Below are 19160 nucleotides of genomic sequence, written 5' to 3' on the forward strand. Positions count from 1 at the left end.
GCCGCCCTCCGCCCCTGGGGCCCTAACGCCAGGCGCTGTCCACCGCCCGCAGCGCCCCCTCCACGTCCACACCCAGACCCTGCTCACGCAGTGCGGCCCCGAGCGCCGCCAGGCTCGCCCGGACCGCCCCCTGGGTCGCCTCCACCCCGTAGTGGTTGACCCGGATCATCTCCCTGGCCAGCGCGCCTGAGCCCGCCACCAACGGCACCGCCGGGTCCGACTCCAGGGCCCGGGCCACCAGCTCGGACGCCACCACCCCCGACGGTGCCCGCAGGGTCGTGGCGACCGGCGCGGCCTCGGCGTCCTCGTACACGTACGGCTCCAGACCCCCGCCCAGCGCCCGCGCCCCGGCCCGCGTCGCCAAGGCCGCACGACGGTGCCGGTCCATCACGGCGACCAGCCCCACCGCCTCGATCCGCTCGACGCAGGCCTCCAGCGCCAGCATCTCCAGCTGCGCCGGCGCGTGCAGCAGCGTGGTGCGGCCGCCGTCGATCCACCTCTCCTTCCAGTCAAGCAAGGAGAGGTACGACCGGCGCGGGGCCCCGGGCGTCGCCGCCATCCGCGCCCACGCCCGCTCGCTCACCGACACGGCCGAGACGCCCGCGGGGCCGCCCATCGCCTTCTGCGCCCCGATCACGCACAGGTCGACACCCCACGCGTCCGGCAGCACCGGCTCGGCCCCGACGGAGGCGACGGCGTCCAGGTAGAACAGCGCCCCGTGCCGCCGTACGACCTCGCCGATCTCCGCGACGGGGTTGGTGTTGCCGGTCGCGGCCTCCGCGTGCACCAGGGACACGAAGTCGATCTCCGGGTGCGCGGCGAAGGCGTCCCGGATCTGCTCGGCGGTGACGGCGGTGTGGAAGGGCACCGCCAGGTCGATCACGGTCGCCCCGCAGTCGCGCAGCCAGTCGCCGAAGGTCTGCCCGTACGGGCCGGTGATGACGTTGAGGGCCGTGGTGCCCGGCCCGGTGGTGGAGCGGATCGCGCCCTCCAGCGGCAGCAGCGCCTCGCCCTGGGTGATCACCACGTCCTGCTCGGTGCTCAGCAGCCGCGCCACGCGGTCCTCGATCGACGCGAAGCGCGCCGCGGTCAACGGGGCCAGGTCCAGGAACGGATGCGTCACGGCGGTGCTCTCTTCGCTCACGGGTAACGAGTTTCACTCAGGAGGTAACGAGTCTCACTCACGGGGTAGAGGAGTCGAGGGTAACCGGCCCCCTCCCCACCCCTCCCACTGGCGACTTCTTAGGCCGGACAGCTCCGCAGCCATCGGTTTGGTTTGAGAGACCCCAACACATCCTTATAATCGGAACCCTCAGTTCCCCCACAGGAAGGCCCGCCGTGAACACGCTCCTCGGCCGCCGGACCCGCGTCCTGGCCGCCATCACCGCGACGGCCGGGCTGGTGCTCGTGTCCGCGTGCACCTCCAGCGACGACGGCGGCAGCGGCTCGAAGACCGCCGCCGGCGGGGTCGAACTGGTGAAGGCCGGGCAGCTCACCACCTGCACGCACCTGCCCTACCCGCCCTTCCAGTCGGAGATCGACGGCAAGGTGCAGGGCTTCGACGTCTCGCTGATCGACCTGGCCGCCGACGACCTGGGTGTGAAGCAGGAGATCCTCGACACCCCGTTCGAGAACTTCAAGACCGGCGCCTTCCTCAACTCCGGCGAGTGCGACCTGGCCGCGGCCGGCATGACCATCACCGACGAGCGCAAGAAGAACGTCGACTTCTCCGACCCGTACTTCGAGGCCACCCAGGCGCTCCTGGTCGACAGGAAGAGCGGTGTCACCTCCCTCGCGGACCTGAAGTCCAAGGGAGCCAAGCTGGGCGCCCAGGCGCAGACCACCGGCGAGGACTACGCGAAGGGCCAGGGCCTTGACCCGGTGTCCTTCGAGTCCTCCGACGCCGTCCTCAACGGCCTGCGCTCCGGCCAGGTCAAGGCCGTCGTCATCGACTACCCGGTGGTCCAGGGCTGGCTCAAGGACAAGGCCAACGCCGACGCCTTCCAGGTCGCCGAGCAGATCAACACCGGCGAGCAGTACGGCTTCACCGTCAAGAAGGGCAACGCCAAGCTCCTGGCCGCCCTCAACAAGGCCATCTCGGACGCCAAGGCCGACGGCACCTACAAGAAGCTGTACGAGAAGTGGATCGGCCCGTACGAGGAGTCCGCGGCCTCCCCGTCCGCCTCATGAGCGATACCGAGCTCCGGAGCGCGCCCCGCAGGAAGGGCCTGACCCGGCGGCAGAAGCGCAGTCTGTCGCGCGGCGCCCAGTACGTCGTCTTCGTCGCCGCCGTGGTCGCCTTCGCGGTCTCGGCGGACTGGGGGCAGCTGAAGAACCAGTTCGCGCAGGCCGACATCGCCGAGCAGATGTTCCCGGACGTCATCACACTGGCGCTGAAGAACACCGTGCTCTACACCCTGTCCGGCTTCGTCGTCGGCCTGGTGCTCGGCATGGTCATCGCCCTGATGCGGCTGTCGTCGGTCGGCCCGTACCGCTGGTTCGCCGGCGTGTACATCGAGATCTTCCGCGGTCTGCCCGCCCTGCTGATCTTCATCTTCATCGGCGTCGCCGTCCCGCTCGCCTTCCCGGGCACCGAGATCATCGGCGGCACCTACGGCAAGGTCGCCCTCGCGCTCGGCCTGGTCGCCGCCGCCTACATGGCGGAGACGATCCGCGCGGGCATCCAGGCGGTGCCCAAGGGGCAGATGGAGGCGGCCCGTTCGCTGGGCTTCTCACCCGCCCGCGCCATGATCTCGATCATCATCCCGCAGGCGTTCCGCATCATCCTCCCGCCGCTCACCAACGAACTGGTCCTGCTCTTCAAGGACTCCTCGCTGGTGCTGTTCCTCGGCGTCACCCTGGAGGAACGCGAACTGTCCAAGTACGGCCGCGACCTGGCCAGTACGACCGCCAACTCCACGCCGATCCTCGTCGCCGGCCTGTGCTACCTGCTGGTCACGATCCCGCTCGGCTACGTAGTCCGCCGTATGGAGTCGAAGGCCGGGGAGGCCGTGCGATGAGCCGTCCCGAGATCGAAGTACGCGGTCTGCACAAGTCCTTCGGCGACAACGAGGTACTGCGCGGCATCGACCTGGAGATCGGCCAGGGCGAGGTCGTCTGCGTGATCGGCCCGTCGGGTTCGGGCAAGTCGACGCTGCTGAGGTGCGTCAACCTCCTGGAGGAGCCGTCCAAGGGGCAGGTCCTCGTCGGGGGCACCGAGCTGACGGACCCGGACGTCGACATCGACGCCGTACGCCGACGCATCGGCATGGTCTTCCAGCAGTTCAACCTCTTCCCGCACCTGTCGGTGACCGAGAACCTCACGCTGCCGCAGCGCAGGGTGCTGGGGCGGGACAAGGCGCAGGCGGCCAGGGTGGCGGCCGAGAACCTGGAACGGGTGGGACTGGCCGAGAAGGCGAACGCCTACCCCGCCTCCCTCTCCGGCGGCCAGCAGCAGCGCGTGGCGATCGCCCGCGCACTGGCCATGGGCCCCGAGGTGATGCTGTTCGACGAACCGACGTCGGCGCTCGACCCGGAGCTGGTGGGTGACGTCCTCGCGGTCATGCGGATGCTCGCCCGGGAGGGCATGACGATGATGGTGGTGACCCACGAGATGACCTTCGCCCGCGAGGTCGCCGACCGGGTCGTCTTCATGGACGGCGGAGTGATCGTCGAGGACGGCACCCCCCGGCAGGTCATCGGCAGCCCCCGCCACGAACGCACCCGCCACTTCCTCTCCCGGCTCCTTGACCCCGCGATGGCGGAGGTCGAGGAGGAGACGTCGGACCAGGTGGGCGACGGCGGCTGACCCGAAGGCCGGATCGGGTAGACGCACCTATGTCACCCAGAGTCTGAGGAACGTCATCACTCGGGCATCAATCGCCTCCCTGGCCGCCCACGCCGAGTACGCCAAGGGGCTCGGAGCCCAGGGCTTCGCCCCCTGCCCCTTCTGACCTGGGCGGCCCGACAGGCCGGGCGCGCCCTCGGTGTCGAGGCCGCGGTCCTCTTCGACGTGCACCAGCTCGCCTTCGAGGGCCCACCGCCGTGGGAGCGGTGACGCCCGGCTGACTAGTGTGCGGTGCATGAGCGATCACGCGGTGCTGCACGTGAAGGGCCGGGTCCTGGTCGGACCCGACGACGTCCGGGACGAGGTGTGGGTCGTCGACGGGAGGATCTCCCACGACCGTCCCGTCGCGGCCCGTGACGTCCGTACGGTCTCCGGCTGGGCCCTGCCCGGACTGGTCGACGCCCACTGCCATGTCGGCCTCGGTTCGCACGGACCGGTCGACGTCGACGTCGCGGAGAAGCAGGCGCTGACCGACCGGGAGGCGGGCACCCTGCTGATCCGCGACGCGGGTTCCCCCTCGGACACCCGCTGGACCGACGACCGCCCCGACCTCCCGAAGATCATCCGCGCCGGCCGGCACATCGCCCGCACCCGCCGCTACATCCGTGGCTACGCCTGGGAGATCGAGCCGGAGGACCTGGTCGCGTACGTCGCCCAGGAGGCCCGGCGCGGCGACGGCTGGGTGAAGCTGGTGGGGGACTGGATCGACCGGGAGGCCGGCGACCTGGCGCCCAGCTGGCCGCGGGACGCGGTCGAGGCCGCGATCACGGAGGCACATCGCCTCGGCGCCCGGGTGACCGCCCACTGCTTCGCCGAGAACTCCCTGCGGGACCTGGTCGAGGCGGGCATCGACTGCATCGAGCACGCGACGGGCCTCACCCAGGACCTGATCCCACTGTTCGTCTCCCGAGGCGTCGCGATCGTCCCGACCCTGGTCAACATCGCGACCTTCCCGAAGCTGGCCGAGGGCGGCGAGTCCCGGTTCCCGCGGTGGTCGGCCCACATGCGCCGCCTCCACGAACGCCGTTACGACACGGTGCGCGACGCCTACGACGCCGGCATCCCGGTCTTCGTCGGCACGGACGCGGGCGGCACGCTGCCGCACGGGCTGGTCGCGGCGGAGGTGGCGGAACTGGTGAAGGCCGGGATCCCGCCGGTGGAGGCCCTCGCGGCGACCACCTGGACGGCCAGGAAGTGGCTCGGCCGCCCCGGCCTGGAGGAGGGCGCCCCGGCCGACCTGGTGGTGTACGAACGGGACCCCCGCACCGATGTCGGCGTGCTGGGGGACCCGTCGAGGGTGGTGCTGAACGGGCGGGTCGTCGGCTGACCACCGTCCGGCGGTCTCTTCATCCGCGCGGGCGAGGCCCGGACTGTGGCCTGCCGCTGCTCTCGCTCGTCGAGCTCGGCACGGTCACCTCGAAGGCGACGTGTGCGGCAGGAAAGACCCCGGTCGCCACCTCGAACCTGCTCGGTTCGGTGACGGTGCTGGGCAAGAAGGTCACCCTCACCGTCGGCGGCACGACCGACGTGAAGGTTCCCGGCGTCGGCGAGGTCCGCCTGGACCTGTCGAGGACCGGGACGACCTCCCGCACCGCGGCCGCGACGGCCCTCGAACTCAAGGTCGACGTCAACCCGTTGGACCTCAACGTCGCCGAGGTGACCGGGACCGTGACGCTGGCGAAGGCCACCTGCGAGGCGCCTGAGGAGCCGCGGGCGGCAGCGGGCACGACACCCGCCGACGGCGGCGTGCAGCCCCAAGGAGCCCCCGCCGAGGCCGGGTTGGCCAAGACCGGCGGCGGAGCGGCGACGCCCTATCTCGCGGCCGGCGCGATCGCGCTGCTCGTGGCGGGCGGGGGAGCGGTCGCGGTGGCGCGGCGCCGCAGGAGCTGACCGGCCGCACCCGGCAGTCAACAGCCAACTCTGTCAGGGCTGTTGACTGCCGAATGAAAGCGCTTTAATTTTCCCTCACTCCGACTTCGAGACGTGAGGGGGCCCCGTGGCCGCTGTACTACGGGAACGTGCAGGTACGGAGGAGGTCGGCACGGCTCGCCCACGGACGAGTGACCCGCTGCGGCGACGAAAACGCTTCCAGAGCAGGGGCCTGTTCCTGCTCATGCTGCCCGGCCTCGCCTACTTCCTGCTGTTCCACTACGGCGCCCTCGTCGGCAACGTCATCGCAGCCAAGGAGTACGTCCCCTTCGACGGCCTCTGGGGCAGCCCCTGGGTCGGCGTCGACAACTTCCGCCGGATGTTCGAGGACGGCGCGTTCTGGGACGCGGTGCTCAACACCGTCTGGATCGCCGTCCTGCAGTTGGTCTTCTACTTCCCGGTGCCGCTCGGCCTCGCGCTGCTCCTGCACAGCCTGACCTGGAGCTCGGTGCGCCGCTTAGTGCAGTCGGTGGCGTATCTGCCGCACTTCATCTCGTGGGTGATCGTCGTCGCCCTGTTCCAGCAGCTGCTCGGCGACACCGGACTGCTCAACTCCTCGCTGGACGGCATGGGGTTGAGCACCGTCGACGTCATCGGCAACCCGGACGCCTTCAGACCGCTCGTGGTCGCCCAGGTCGTCTGGAAGGACGCCGGCTGGGGCACGATCATCTTCCTCGCCGCCCTCGCCCAGGTCGACGAGCAGCAGTACGAGGCCGCCGCGATCGACGGGGCCGGACCCTGGCGGCGCTTCTGGCACGTCACGCTGCCCGCCATCCGCCCGGTGATCGTGCTGCTGCTCATCATGCGGCTCGGCGACATCCTCTCCGTCGGCTTCGAGCAGATGCTGCTCCAGCGGGACGCGGTCGGCCCCGAGGCCGCCGAGATCATCGACACCTTCGTCTACTACCAGGGCATCGTCGGCGGCGACTACGGATTCGCGGCCGCCGCGGGCCTGTTCAAGGGCGTCGTCGGCGCCCTCCTCGTCTACGCCGCCAACAAGGTCGCCCACCGCCTGGGCGAACAGGGGGTCTACAAGTGAGCAGCCACGTCCGGCCCGGCTGGCTGGAGAAGCCCAGGCCCCTGACCCAGGCCGCCAAGGCCCTCGCCCTCGCCGGGGTCGTCCTGCTGGTCTGTGTGCCGTTCCTCGTCATCGTCTCGACCTCGCTGGCCTCCACCGACGAGGTCGTGGCCAACGGCGGCTGGGTGCTGTGGCCGACCGAGCCCACGCTCGACGCCTACCGCGACATCCTCGACGGCGGCATCGTCACCCACGCCCTCGGCGTCAGCGCCGGCGTCACCCTGGTCGGCACGCTGCTCAGCCTCGCCTGCACGGTGACGCTCGCCTACGCGCTGTCCCGCCCCGGCGTCTTCGGCGGCAAGCCGGTCCTGCTCCTGGTCCTGTTCACGTTCCTCTTCCCGCCCGGCATGATCCCCAGCTTCCTGCTGGTCAAGGAGCTGGGCCTGCTGGACAGTTACGCCTCGCTGGTCCTGCCCGTCCTGGTCAACGTCTTCAACCTCGTCGTCCTGCGCGGCTTCTTCCAGGGCATCCCCGAGGAGCTGTACGAGGCGGCACGGCTGGACGGGGCGGGGGACTGGCGGGTGCTCGTCTCGGTCGTACTGCCGCTGTCCAAGGCCGCGTTGGCCGTGGTGGGACTCTTCTACGCGGTGGCGTACTGGAACTCCTGGTTCTACGCCTCGCTCTACCTGGAGAGCGACCACTGGCCCCTCCAGCAGGTCTTGCGCACCTATGTGGTGGCCGGTTCCGGGCTCACCGACGCGACGACCGGCGAGGGCACGGTCACCGCTCCGCAGACCGTGCAGATGGCGGTCCTCGTGATCGCCACCGTGCCGATCCTGCTCGTCTACCCGTTCCTGCAGAAGTACTTCACGAAGGGCGTGCTCACGGGCGCCATCAAGAGCTGAGCGGTGATCCGGAGCCGTGATCCGGAGCCGAGCCGTGATCCGGAGCCGAGCGGCGATCCGGAGCCGAGCCGCAGCAAGAGCCCTGTCCGAACAAGAGCCCTGTCCGAAAGGTGACCTGCCCATGTCCAGCATGTCCCGACGTACCCTGCTGCGCTCCGTGGCCGCGGGCGGCGCCGCCGTCGCCGTCCCGGGTCTGCTGACCGCCTGCTCCACGAGCTCGGGCGACAGCGACGTCTCCAACGCCGGCAAGAAGCTCGCCCCCTGGCCCGCGTACCGCCCCACGACCGCCGCTCCCAAGCCGGACCTGGCCCCCACCGACGCCGGGGTCCAGGCCGGATACACCGCCTACCCGTCCGACCTGGTCAAGTCCGTCGCGCGGACACCCGGCGACGGATCCACCGTCAAGGTCATGTCGGTGTCGTTCGGCACCCCGCCCAAGCCCGCCTCCGCCAACCGGTTCTGGGCGGCCGTGGAGAAGGCGCTCGGCGTGCGGATCGAGTACACGATCGTCTCCCAGGCCGACTACCAGAAGAAGATGGCCACCGTGATGGCCGGCGACGCCGACACCCTGCCGGACATCATCAACCTGTTCTCCGGCTTCGTGCTGCCCCGCGAGGCGGAGTTCGTGCAGCGCCGCGCGGAGGACCTCACGCCCCACCTGTCCGGCGAGGCGATCGCCGACTACCCCAACCTCGCGAACATCCCCACCCACGCCTGGCGCGACATGGGCCGCATCGGCGGCCGTCTCTTCGGTATCCCGCTGGAACGCCCGCTGCCCGGCTCCACCCTCTGGCTCAACCAGGGACTGTTCGCCGACGCGGGCATGACGGAGGGCTGGAGCGCCGACGACTTCGCCGCCGTGGCGAAGAAGGCGACGAGCGGACGGACGTACGCGCTCGGCGCCGCCACCGGCTCCCTGTTCGGCAACGCCGTGCACTCCGCCGCCCACAACGCGCCCCAGGAGTGGGCCGTCACAGGCGACGGCACCTTCCTGCCGGGCTGTGCCGACGAACGCTTCAAGGCGTCGATCGCCTTCCAGGCCCGGCTGCGCAAGGACGGCTCGTACCATCCGGACGCCACGTCGATCTCCCAGATCGACCTGACCACCCTCTACTACAACGGCACGGTCGGCTCCATGCAGGACGGCTTCGGCGCCTACCTGCCCAAGTACCGTGAGTCGCAGGGCAAGCTGACGCCCGCGGCGGCCCTGCCCTACGGCGTCGGCGGTGAGCCGGGCGGCATCGTCGCCGCCCGCCGCTCCTTCGGCTACACCGTGCTGAAGAAGGCCAAGAAGGAGCGCGTCCAGCTGCTCCTTCGCATCCTCGACTACCTCGCCGCTCCCTTCGGCAGCCGGGAGTGGGAACTCGTCCACTACGGCGTCGAGGGAACACACTTCACCCGCGGGGAGGACGGCTCCCCGCAGCCCACCAGACTGGGCGAGGTGGAGAACAACACCAACCTCCCGCTGAAGTACCTCGCCGAAGGACCCCAGGTGCTGTTCGTGCCCGGCATGCCCGACGCCGTACGGGCCCTGCACGCCTGGCAGGTCAAGACCGTCCCGCACGCCGTCCGCAACGCCTCCTACGGCCTGCAGTCCCGCACGAAGAACGCCCAGGGCACCACCCTCAAGGCACTCCTCGACGACACCGTCACCGGGATCGTCGCCGGGCGCCTGCCGCTGTCCGCATGGGACGGGGCGGTGAAGAAGTGGCGGGCCAGGGGCGGCGACAGAATGGCCGAGGAGTTCGCGAAGGACCACGCGGCCAACACGTGACGGGCCGCAGGCAACAGAGGAGACGCGGGGGATGGACAACGACATGGACGAGCCCAGGCGGCGGGTCACCATCCGGGAGGTCGCCGAGCGGGCGGGCGTGTCGATGGCGACCGCCTCCCGGGCGCTGAGCGGCAACCACCCCGTGCCCCCAGCGACCCGCGCGCGCGTCCTGCGCGCAGCCCGCGACCTCGACTACGTGGCCAACGCGCACGCCCGCGCCCTGGCCGGCGGCGGCCGCAAGATGGCCGCCGTCGTCGTCCGCCAGGTCACCAGCCCCTTCTACGCCCAGGTCGCCGAGGGCGTCGAGGCGGAGGCCGCCGACCGGGGCTGGCTGTGCGTGGTCGGGGCGACCGGCGCGGACCCGCAGCGCGAGATGGAGTTCGTGCAGCTCATGCGGGAGGAGGGGGCCCGCCTGGTGATCCTGGTCGGCGGGGTCGTCGAGGACGACGCCTATCGCGAGCGGGTCGCCCACTACGCGCAGGCCCTGGACGCGTCCGGCGCCCGGCTGGTGCTGTGCGGGCGTCCGGCGCCGGACCCCGAGATCCCGGCGCTCGTGGTGGAGTTCGACAACGAGGCGGGAGCCCGGGCCATCACCGGGCACCTGCTGTCCGCGGGCCATCGGCGGATCGTCTTCCTCGGGGGCCTGCCGGGCAACACCGCGCTCGACGCCCGCGTCGCCGGGTACCGGGCCGCGCTCGCCGAACACGGGCTGGGTCCGGACGCCGCACATGTCGTCGACTGCGGCCTGGGCCGCGCCGCCGGCCTGCGCGCGATGGGGGAACTCCTCAAGGAGACACGGGAGTTCACCGCCGTTTTCGCCGGGGACGACATGGTCGCCGCGGGAGCGCTGCGCGCCATCGCCGACGCGGGGCTGCGGGTCCCCGAGGACGTGTCCGTCGTCGGCTACAACGACATCCCGCTCGCCGAGGACTTCAACCCGCCCCTCACCACCGTCCGCACACCCGCCGAGGAACTCGGCCGGGCCGCGGTGCGGATAGCGCTGAGGGACCCCGGCAGCGCCGCCGGGAGCCACCACCTGCTGGGCACGCACATCGTCGTACGCCGCAGTGTCGCGCCGCCGGGCGCCGCGCAGGCGGCGCCGTCATGACACCGCGGGTGACGGGTGGCCGGTCGCGCCGTTCCGCGCGCCCCGCGGGCCGTCTCACCCCCTCGACGGACGGAGGAACCGCCCCCGTATGACCGCTTCGCATGTGTCGCTCTGCGGCGACCCGACGCGTCTGCTCCCGCCCCCCGACCACCTCCTGTCCCCGGTGACCGGCTGGACCCGGGCCCACTGGGAGGCGATCGCCGACCGGCTCCTCGACGGACTGCTGCCCTACGCGACCCCGGGCCTCGCCCAGTACCGGCTGCCCGGACCGGCCAGCCACTCCGGGCCCTGGTCCGACGGTCTGGAGGGCTTCGCGCGGTCGTTCCTGCTCGCCGCCTTCCGCATCGCCGGCTCGGGCGGACAGGTGGCACCCGCCCTCATCGAGCGGTACGCCGCCGGACTCGCCGCCGGCACCGACCGCCACCACCCGGAGCACTGGCCGCCCATCACCGACCGGGCGCAGCCCATGGTGGAGGCGGCCTCGGTCGCCATCGCCCTGCACGAGTCCCGCCCCTGGCTGTGGGACCACCTCGACGACACCGTGCGCCACCAGGTCGCCGACTGGCTGGGCGGCTTCGTCGGAGCCGACGTCAACGACTCCAACTGGCGTCTGTTCCAGGTCATCACGGAGGAGTTCCTGGCCTCCGTCGGCGCCCCGCACGACCGCGGCGAGATCGACGCCGGGCTCGCCCGGCTGGACGACTGGTACCGGGGCGGCGGCTGGTACACCGACGGCGACGGCCGGAAGTTCGACTACTACAACGCCTGGGCGCTGCACCTGTACCCCGTGCTGTGGGAGCGGATCGCGGGCCCGCGCGCCGACGCCGGCACGGTGACCCGGCAGCGGGAGAGGCTGCGCCAGTTCCTCTCCGCCCACCAGCACTTCTTCGGCTCCGACGGCGCCCCCGTCCACCAGGGACGCTCCCTCACCTACCGGTTCGCGACCACCGCCCCGCTGTGGGCGGGCGCCCTCGCCGACGCCACCCCGCTGCCGCCGGGCCGCACCCGCCGCCTCGCCTCGGGCACACTGCGGCACTTCGCCGAGCGAGGCGCCCCGGACGAGCGGGGCCTGCTCACCCTCGGCTGGTACGGGCCCTTCCGACCCGTCACCCAGCGCTACTCGGGCCCCGCCTCCCCTTACTGGGCGAGCAAGGCCTTCCTAGGCCTCCTCCTGCCCGCCGACCACCCCGTGTGGACGGCCACCGAGGAGCCAGGCCCGGTCGACCTGACCGACACCACCCTCGCCCTGCCCGCCCCCGGCTGGCTGCTGCACTCCACCGCGGCCGACGGGATCGTACGGCTCGTCAACCACGGCAGCGACCGGCTCCCGCCCCCGCCCGCGCGTGACGAGGACAGCCCGCACTACGCCAAGCTCGCCTACTCCACCGCCACCGCCCCGGACACCCCGACGGGCCCCGACAACCACATCGCCCTGCTCGCACCCGACGGGACGCCGTCGCCGCGCGGACGCATCCGTCCAATGGGCGCCGACGGCCGTCGCGCCGCCTCCCGGCAGGACGCCGGCATCGAGACCGTCAGCGTGGTGCACGGCCCCTGGGAGGTGCGGGTGCACCGCGTCGACGCCCCGCCCGGCACCCCGGTGCGCGAGGGCGGCTGGGCGGTGGCCGACGACACCGCGCCGCCCCTCGCCCAGACCGGCCCCGGCCGCGCACTCGCCCGCCGCGGCGACGGCCTGACCAGCGCGATCGTCGGCCTGTACGGCTGGGGCGACGCCGCGGGGACGGTCGTACGCACCCTGGACGCCAACGCCTGCGGACGGCACTCGGCGACCCCCGTCCTCGAGGGCGCCGGCCCCCTCCTGGTCACCCTCGTCGCGCTCGGCGTGCACGCCCCGGCCACGGGAGTGAGCGTGTCGGTCGACGACGACGCCACCGTGGAGATCCGCTTCCCGGACGGCACCCGGGAACGGGTGCCCCGTGTCACGCCCCGGCCAGCGTCACCGCCCGGTCCAGCGCCTGAAGGAAGGAGTTGACCGTCGCCCGGTCCCGCACCGCCAGCCGCAGCCACTCCTCGCCCAGACCGGGGAAGGTGTCCCCGCGCCGGACCGCGAACCCCAGGTCGCGCAGGTGGGCGCGGACAGCGGCGGCACGCGGCAGCCGCATCAGGACGAAGGGCCCCTCGGCCGGCCCCGCCACCCGCAGGCCGTCCGAGGCGAACTCCTCCAGACCGGCGACGAGATGGGCCCGGTCGGCGGCGACGCGGTGCGCCGCGTGGGCCGCCTCCGCCAGCGCGCGCGGCGACACGCACGCCTCGGCCGCCGCGAGGGCGGGGGTGGAGACGGGCCACAGGGGCTGGGCCCGCTCCAGGTCCGCGACGGTCTCCGGGGCCGCGAGGACGTAGCCGACGCGCAGCCCGGCCAGTCCCCAGGTCTTGGTCAGGCTGCGCAGGACCACCAGGCCGGGCACGTCCGTCCGCCCGGCCAGCGCCTCCCGCTCGCCCGGCACCGCGTCCATGAACGCCTCGTCCACCACCAGCGTCCGCCCGGGACGGGCCAGTTCGGTGATCGCAGTGGCCGGGTGCAGGACCGACGTCGGGTTCGTCGGGTTGCCGATCACCACCAGGTCGGCGTCCTCGGGGACGGCCGCGGCGTCCAGCCGGAAACCGTCCTCCTCCCGCAGCAGCACCCTGTCGACGGAGTGCCCCGCGTCCCGCAGCGCCGCCTCCGGCTCCGTGAACTGCGGGTGCACGACCACCGGCCGACGCACCTTCAGGGCACGCGCCAGCAGCACGAAGGCCTCCGCGGCGCCCGCCGTCAGCAGCACCCGCTCCACCGGGAGCCCGTGCCGCTGCGCGACCGCCGCCCGCGCGGAGCGCCCGTCCGGGTACGCGGCCAGCGAGCCGAGCGAGACGGCGATCCGCTCCCGCAGCCACACCGGGGGCGTGTGGGCGCGGACGTTCACGGCGAGGTCGGTGAGCGCCGCCCCGTCGTCCCGCACCTCGGCGTCACCGTGGTGCCGCAGGTCGTGTCCCTCAGTGCGCATGGGAGTGGGCGCCGTGGTGGTGTCCGTGGTGGTGACCGTCGTCGTCGGGGTGGAAGTGCGGCTGCTGCGGCAGCCCGACCTTGTCCTCGAACCCGGGCAGCGCGATCCGGTACACGCACGAGTCGCAGTTCATCCGCAGATCGCCCTCGACGGCCTCCGCATACCGCTCCATCACCAGGTCGAGCAGCTCCGGCTCCGGACCGATCACGTCCGCCGAGTGCACCTCGACGTCCGGGTGGGCCGCCGCCCAGCCCTCGGTCTGCTGCCGCACCCGGTCCGGCAGGATGCCCGTGAACAGGAAGTACGGCAGGACGACGATCCGCTCGGCGCCCAGCCGGACGCACCGGTCCAGTCCGCTCGGCACGTCGGGCGCGGCCAGCGACACGAACGCCGTCTCCACGCCCGCGTAGCCGCGGCCCTCCCACAGCAGCCGCGCCGCCTTGAGGACCTCGGCGTTCGCGTCCGGGTCCGTGGAGCCGCGCCCGACCAGCAGCACGGTCACGTCGGCACGGTCGCCGGGCGTGCGGGCGCCGCCGCCGAGCGCCTCGTCCAGCCGCCGCTCCAGCACGGACAGCAGCGCCGGGTGCGGGCCCAGCGGGCGGCCGTACGCGTAGGTGATCCCGGGGTGCCGCTCCTTCTCGCGGGCCAGCGCCGCCGGGATGTCGCCCTTGGCGTGGCCGGCGGACACCAGCATCAGCGGGACGGCGGCGAAACGGCGTACGCCGCGCTCCACCAGCTCGGTGACCGCGTCGCCGAGCGGCGGCGGGGACAGCTCGATGAAGCCGCCCGCGACGGGCAGTTCCGGGTGGCGGCGCCCCAGCTCCCGGACGAAGTCACGGAACGCCTCGGCACCGGCGTCGTCCCGGGTGCCGTGGCCGGCGATGAGCAGGGCGGGCGGCGGGGTGGTCACGATGTCTCCTTGGGATGCGAAGTGGGGTGGTACGGGCGGGCGTCGCGGTTCACCGGGGTTCCTCCTGCCAGCGGTAGCCGCGCGGCGTCACCATGCGGCCCGCGATGTCCCGGGTCGCCGTGTTGCCCACGGTCACGACGGTCATCATGTCGACGGTCGCCGGGTCCAGGGCGGCCAGCGTGGTCAGCCGCCCGGACTCGTCCGGCCGCGACGCGTTGCGTACGACACCGACCGGCGTGGCCGGTGTCCGGTGCTCGGCGAGGATGGCGAGGGCCTTGGGGAGCTGCCAGTCGCGGCCCCGGCTGCGCGGGTTGTAGAACGTCACGACGATGTCCGCCTCGGCGGCCGCCCGCACCCGCCGCTCGATGACCTCCCACGGCGTGTGCAGGTCGGAGAGGCTGATCGACACGTGGTCGTGGCCGAGCGGGGCACCGAGGATCGCGGCGGCGGCGAGGGCGGCGGTGACGCCGGGCACCCCGATCACGTCGATGTCGTCGGACGCCTCGGCGAGCGCGGGGGAGGCCATGGCGTACACGCCGGCGTCGCCGCTGCCGATCAGCGCGACGGCCTGTCCCTTCCGCGCCTCGGCCACGGCCGTGCGCGCCCGCTCCTCCTCGGCCCCGAGCCCCGACTCCAGGATCCGGGTGCCGGGCCGCAGCAGATCACGGATCTGGTCGACGTACTGGTCGAGCCCGACGAGCACGGAGGCCCGCCGGAGTTCCGCCTTCGCACGCGGCGTGAGCAGGTCCCGGGCGCCGGGCCCGAGCCCGACGACCGCGAGCCGGCCGCGCGCGGGCCGCCGTACGACGGCACAGGTCGCCATCGCGGGCAGCCCGTCGGCGCGCTGCGACTTCCGCTTGGGCACGAGGAGTTCACCGCCACCCACCAGGGCGGCGGCCTCGGCGACGGAGGGCGTTCCCACGGCGGCCAACGGCGCGCCGGAGGGGTTGGGCACCTCGACCGCGGCCAACTCCTCGGCGGAGTGGGTGACCACGGGCACGCCCAGCCGCTCGGCCGCCTCGACGATGCCCGGCTCCGAGGCCTTGGCGTCGACGGTGGCGAGCTCGGCGATGCTGCGCGCGGACAGCCCGGCGTCCCGCACCGCTGCCTCCACCAGCCCCAGCACCTCGTCCACGGGCGCGCCCTTGGAGGCACCGACGCCCACGACGAGGGACGGGGGCCGCAGGACGACCTCGCGCTCGGCCGGTTCCACGAGGCGATCCGTGAGGCGGATCGAGTACGCCCCCTCGGCGGTGACCCGAAGCCCGGGCAGCGGCCAGGGCGACTCCGCCCGAAGCGCCACCGGTTCGTCGTCGAGCAGGGCCCGCGAGACCGCCGCCACGTCCCCCTCCACCGGGAACCCGAGGGTGTCGAGCCCCGGCAGTCCCACGGCGTCCGTCGCGGTGGTCACCACCGGCAGGGCGTCCAGCAACCCGCCCACCTCGCGGGCGAGTTCGTTGGCCCCGCCGCCGTGGCCGCCCACCAGCGACACGGCGAACCGGCCGCCCTCGTCGACGCACACCACACCCGGGTCGCTCGCCTTGTCGCCCAGCAGCGGCGCGACCAGCCGTACCACCGCCCCGGTGGCCAGGAAGCACACGAGCTGCTCGCACTCCGCGAAGGCGGCCCGCACGGCGTCTGCGACGGGCCCCTCGTACACACGCGTACGGTCCGGCCACGCCGTGGCCAGCCGGTCCCGCGCAACCGCCCCCGCCGCGGTGGCGGAAATCAGGCCGATCACTGAGCAACTCCTTCTTCGGCGGCTGCCGGGGGCCGGACGCCCCACAGCAGGAAAACTGGATTGGTCGCCGCGAGCCGGGTCACGTCACCCGGCAGCGGCGCGAGCCGGGACGACTGCAGCAGCACCCCGTCGCAGTCCAGGCCGGCACCGGTGAGCGCCGCCCGCACGGCCGGCACCCGGTCGAGCGCGGCCAGGGCGACGACGACGGTCCGCCGGGCCCGCCGAGCGCACGCCGTGACGACGGCGGGCAGTTCGTGGCCCCCACCGCCGACGAACACGGCGTCGGGATCGTCGAGGTCGGACAGCACGGTCGGCGCCGCCCCGTGCACCACCCGCACGTCGACCCCGTGCGCGGCGGCGTTCGCACGGATCCGCCCGACCCCGTCGAGGGTCTTCTCGACGGCCGTGACGGCGGCGCCGAACCGCGCGCACTCCACGGCCACCGACCCGGAGCCCGCGCCGACGTCCCACACCAGGTCGCCCAGCCGCGGCCCGAGCCGGGCCAGCGCCAGGGCACGCACCTCGAACTTGGTGATCATCGAGTCCCGGTGCGTGAACTCGTCCTCCTCCAGGGCCCATCGGGTGGGCCCGGCGGGCGGCCCGGCGACCGTGCGCACGGCACCGAGCGCCCGCGACTCGTCCAGGCACAGCACCACGCTGACCGCCGTACCCCAGTCACGGGCGGCGGCCTCGGCCGGTGTCACCCGTTCCAGGCGCTCGCCGACGGAGCCCAGCGCGGAGGCGACGACCAGGGTCCGCGCCTCGGCTCTGAGCGCCGCCCCGAGCTCGGCCGGCCCGGCCCCCGGGCCGGTCAGCACCGCCACCTTGGGCCGCGCCCGGCACGCGTTGACCGCCGTCCGCAGATCACGCCCGTGCGCGCTGACGACCACCGCGTCCTCCCACGGCAGCCCCGCCCGCGCGAAGGCCGCGGCGACGGAGGAGACCCCCGGCCGGACGTCGAGCCGCCCGGACCCGAACCGCTCGGCCAGCACCCGCACGATCCCGAAGAACCCGGGATCCCCGGAGGCCAGCACGACCACCGGGTCCCCCTTGTCCAGATGCCGTTCGACGACGTCCAGCGCGGGCGCCAGGGCGCCGAGAACCACCGTCTCGGCGCCGGCCGGGACCGGCGCGGCGGCCAGATGCCGGCGGCCGCCCACGACCAGCCGGGCCCCGGCCACGGCGGCCGTGGCGTCGGCGGGAAGCGGCGCCCCCGTTCCCGTGCCGACGACCGTGATCACGTGCTCGCACCCCGGGTGCGCAGGGCCCTGCGGGCCTCCGGGTCGGCCTTGCGGTAACCGTGGAAGTGACCGGGGTGGTAGAGGTGCGAGCGGGTGCCCTCGGCGCCGAGCGCCGGGCCGACCAGGAAGAGCGTGTGCTTCCAGAGCTTGTGCTCCTTGACCGTCTCCTCCAGCGTCTCGATCGTGCACCGCACGATCAGCTCCTCCGGCCAGGTCGCCTGGTACGCCACCACGACCGGCGTGCCGGTCGGGTAGCCGCCCTCCAGCAGCTCCCGCACGAGCTGCCCGCTGCGGGCGGCCGACAGGAAGATCGCCATGGTCGTGCCGTGCTTGGCGAACTCCCGCACCTCCTCGCCGGGCGGCATCGGTGTCTTCCCGCCGCCGAGCCGGGTCAGCACCACGGACTGCGCGACCTCCGGGATGGTCAGCTCGCGCCCGGCCAGCGCGGCGACGGCGGAGAACGCGGACACGCCCGGGACCACCTCGGTCTCGATGCCGATCCGGGCACACCGGTCGAGCTGCTCCTGCGTACCGCCCCACAGGGCCGGGTCGCCGGAGTGGATACGGGCCACGCGCAGCCCCTCCGTCAGGGCCCGCTCGTACACGGCCACGACGTCCTCCAGGGACATCGTCGCCGAGTCGAGGATCTCCGCGCCCTCGCGCGCGTGCTGGAGGACCTCCGCCTGGACCAGGCTGGCCGCCCAGATCACGACGTCGGCCTCGGCGATGGCGCGCGCGGCACGGAACGTCAGCAGATCGGCGGCGCCGGGGCCGGCACCGACGAAGGTCACCTTGCCGGTGGGGGCTTCGGCCATGGGAAACGGTCCTCTCTTCAAGGGCTTACCTGTACCGCGGCTCACGTGGTCCGCGGCTTACGTGTATTGCGGCTTACGTGTACGGCGGACGCGGACGTCGGAGGTGCGTGACGGGCGCTTGATCGGATACCAAGAGCACATGGCGGTGATCGTCGCGCTCGGCGCGTTCCTGATGACGCTGGCCGGCGGCTGGACGGCACTGCGGGTGACCGACCGCCGCCACCTCGTGCTGGGCCTGGCCGGCGGCCTGATGCTGGGCGTGGTCGGCCTGGACCTGCTGCCGGAGGCACTGGACGCGGCCGGCACCGAGGTGTTCGGCGTACCGGCCGCGCTCCTGCTCTTCGTGGCCGGGTTCCTGATGGCCCATCTGGTGGAACGTCTGCTGGCCGTACGCCAGGCCGCGCACGGCGCCGAGGAACACGACGGCCGTGCCCCGGAGGTGGGTCTCACGGCGGCGTCCGCGATGGTCGGGCACAGCGCGATGGACGGGGTCGCCATCGGCGCGGCCTTCCAGGTGGGCGGCGGCATGGGCGCGGCGGTCGCGCTGGCCGTCGTCGCCCACGACTTCGCGGACGGCTTCAACACGTACACGATCACGAGCCTGTACGGGAACGCCCGCCGCAGGGCACTGGCCATGCTGTTCGCGGACGCGGTCGCCCCCGTCGTGGGCGCGGCCTCGACGCTCCTGTTCACCATTCCGGAGCCCCTGCTCGGCGCCTACCTCGGCCTCTTCGGCGGTGCGCTGCTCTATCTCGCGGCGGCCGAGATCCTGCCCGAGGCCCACCACGAACACTCCGCGCGCTCGACCGTGCTGTGCACGATCGCGGGCGCGGCGTTCATCTGGCTGGTGGTGGGCGTCGCGGAGTGAAC

Annotated in this window: 16 protein-coding genes and 1 pseudogene; 11 read left to right on the forward strand and 6 right to left on the reverse strand. The window is 73.1% G+C overall.

The annotated features are described in order from the left end of the window. Positions 1–22: 22 nt before the first annotated feature. The gene (locus AQJ84_RS35430) at positions 23–1144 is read right to left on the reverse strand and encodes a pyridoxal-phosphate-dependent aminotransferase family protein (RefSeq protein ID WP_225877216.1); all 1122 of its coding nucleotides are present in this window, start codon (positions 1142–1144) and stop codon (positions 23–25) included. A gap of 194 nt (positions 1145–1338) precedes the next feature. Between AQJ84_RS35430 and AQJ84_RS35435 the strand changes: the two genes are divergently transcribed. The 10 genes and pseudogenes from AQJ84_RS35435 (at position 1339) to AQJ84_RS35485 (ending at position 12574) form a co-directional block, all read left to right on the forward strand. Next, positions 1339–2190: a transporter substrate-binding domain-containing protein gene (locus AQJ84_RS35435; RefSeq protein ID WP_030040039.1), complete on the forward strand. Its 852-nt coding sequence runs from the start codon at positions 1339–1341 to the stop codon at positions 2188–2190. Continuing rightward, positions 2187–3020: an amino acid ABC transporter permease gene (locus AQJ84_RS35440; RefSeq protein WP_030040040.1), complete on the forward strand. Its 834-nt coding sequence runs from the start codon at positions 2187–2189 to the stop codon at positions 3018–3020. Before AQJ84_RS35435 ends, AQJ84_RS35440 begins: the two co-directional genes overlap by 4 nt. Beyond that, complete coding sequence (locus AQJ84_RS35445) at positions 3017–3808, forward strand: amino acid ABC transporter ATP-binding protein (protein ID WP_053191883.1); 792 nt, start codon at positions 3017–3019, stop codon at positions 3806–3808. Before AQJ84_RS35440 ends, AQJ84_RS35445 begins: the two co-directional genes overlap by 4 nt. 274 nt (positions 3809–4082) lie before the next feature. Next, positions 4083–5174, forward strand: a complete 1092-nt coding sequence (locus tag AQJ84_RS35455; protein ID WP_030040043.1) for an amidohydrolase family protein — start codon at positions 4083–4085, stop codon at positions 5172–5174. Between the two features lie 47 nt (positions 5175–5221). Beyond that, positions 5222–5737: pseudogene (locus tag AQJ84_RS35460) on the forward strand (SCO1860 family LAETG-anchored protein); the annotation flags it as partial. 223 nt (positions 5738–5960) lie between these two features. Then, positions 5961–6815, forward strand: coding sequence for an ABC transporter permease (locus AQJ84_RS35465; protein ID WP_030040045.1), 855 nt, complete (start codon positions 5961–5963; stop codon positions 6813–6815). After that, entirely contained in the window at positions 6812–7699 is an 888-nt protein-coding gene (locus tag AQJ84_RS35470; protein WP_030040046.1) for a carbohydrate ABC transporter permease, read from the forward strand. The genes AQJ84_RS35465 and AQJ84_RS35470 overlap by 4 nt, the downstream gene beginning before the upstream one ends. A gap of 121 nt (positions 7700–7820) precedes the next feature. Then, positions 7821–9473 (forward strand): type 2 periplasmic-binding domain-containing protein, encoded by a 1653-nt coding sequence (locus tag AQJ84_RS35475; protein ID WP_030040047.1) that lies wholly within the window; start codon positions 7821–7823, stop codon positions 9471–9473. Positions 9474–9504: 31 nt separating this feature from the next. Next, a complete protein-coding gene (locus AQJ84_RS35480; protein ID WP_053191885.1) occupies positions 9505–10581 on the forward strand; it encodes a LacI family DNA-binding transcriptional regulator in 1077 nt (358 codons plus the stop codon). A gap of 88 nt (positions 10582–10669) precedes the next feature. Continuing rightward, entirely contained in the window at positions 10670–12574 is a 1905-nt protein-coding gene (locus AQJ84_RS35485) for a DUF2264 domain-containing protein (protein ID WP_053191887.1), read from the forward strand. Here the strand turns inward: AQJ84_RS35485 and cobC are convergent. The 5 genes from cobC to cobM are packed head-to-tail and all read right to left on the reverse strand — an operon-like array spanning position 12522 to position 18290. After that, a complete protein-coding gene (cobC, locus tag AQJ84_RS35490; protein ID WP_053191889.1) occupies positions 12522–13583 on the reverse strand; it encodes an Rv2231c family pyridoxal phosphate-dependent protein CobC in 1062 nt (353 codons plus the stop codon). The genes AQJ84_RS35485 and cobC overlap by 53 nt on opposite strands. Continuing rightward, positions 13573–14493: a sirohydrochlorin chelatase gene (locus tag AQJ84_RS35495; protein ID WP_030040051.1), complete on the reverse strand. Its 921-nt coding sequence runs from the start codon at positions 14491–14493 to the stop codon at positions 13573–13575. Before AQJ84_RS35495 ends, cobC begins: the two co-directional genes overlap by 11 nt. 49 nt (positions 14494–14542) lie before the next feature. Beyond that, the gene (gene cobJ, locus AQJ84_RS35500) at positions 14543–16234 is read right to left on the reverse strand and encodes a precorrin-3B C(17)-methyltransferase (RefSeq protein ID WP_030040052.1); all 1692 of its coding nucleotides are present in this window, start codon (positions 16232–16234) and stop codon (positions 14543–14545) included. Further along, positions 16231–17475, reverse strand: coding sequence for a bifunctional cobalt-precorrin-7 (C(5))-methyltransferase/cobalt-precorrin-6B (C(15))-methyltransferase (locus tag AQJ84_RS35505; protein ID WP_030040053.1), 1245 nt, complete (start codon positions 17473–17475; stop codon positions 16231–16233). Before AQJ84_RS35505 ends, cobJ begins: the two co-directional genes overlap by 4 nt. After that, on the reverse strand, positions 17472–18290 hold the full coding sequence (gene cobM / locus AQJ84_RS35510; protein WP_030040054.1) for a precorrin-4 C(11)-methyltransferase: 819 nt from the start codon (positions 18288–18290) through the stop codon (positions 17472–17474). Before cobM ends, AQJ84_RS35505 begins: the two co-directional genes overlap by 4 nt. Positions 18291–18429: 139 nt before the next feature. Between cobM and AQJ84_RS35515 the strand changes: the two genes are divergently transcribed. Continuing rightward, complete coding sequence (locus AQJ84_RS35515; RefSeq protein WP_030040055.1) at positions 18430–19158, forward strand: ZIP family metal transporter; 729 nt, start codon at positions 18430–18432, stop codon at positions 19156–19158. Positions 19159–19160: the final 2 nt, after the last annotated feature.

It is taken from the genome of Streptomyces resistomycificus, from assembly GCF_001514265.1.
Lineage (GTDB): Bacteria > Actinomycetota > Actinomycetes > Streptomycetales > Streptomycetaceae > Streptomyces > Streptomyces resistomycificus.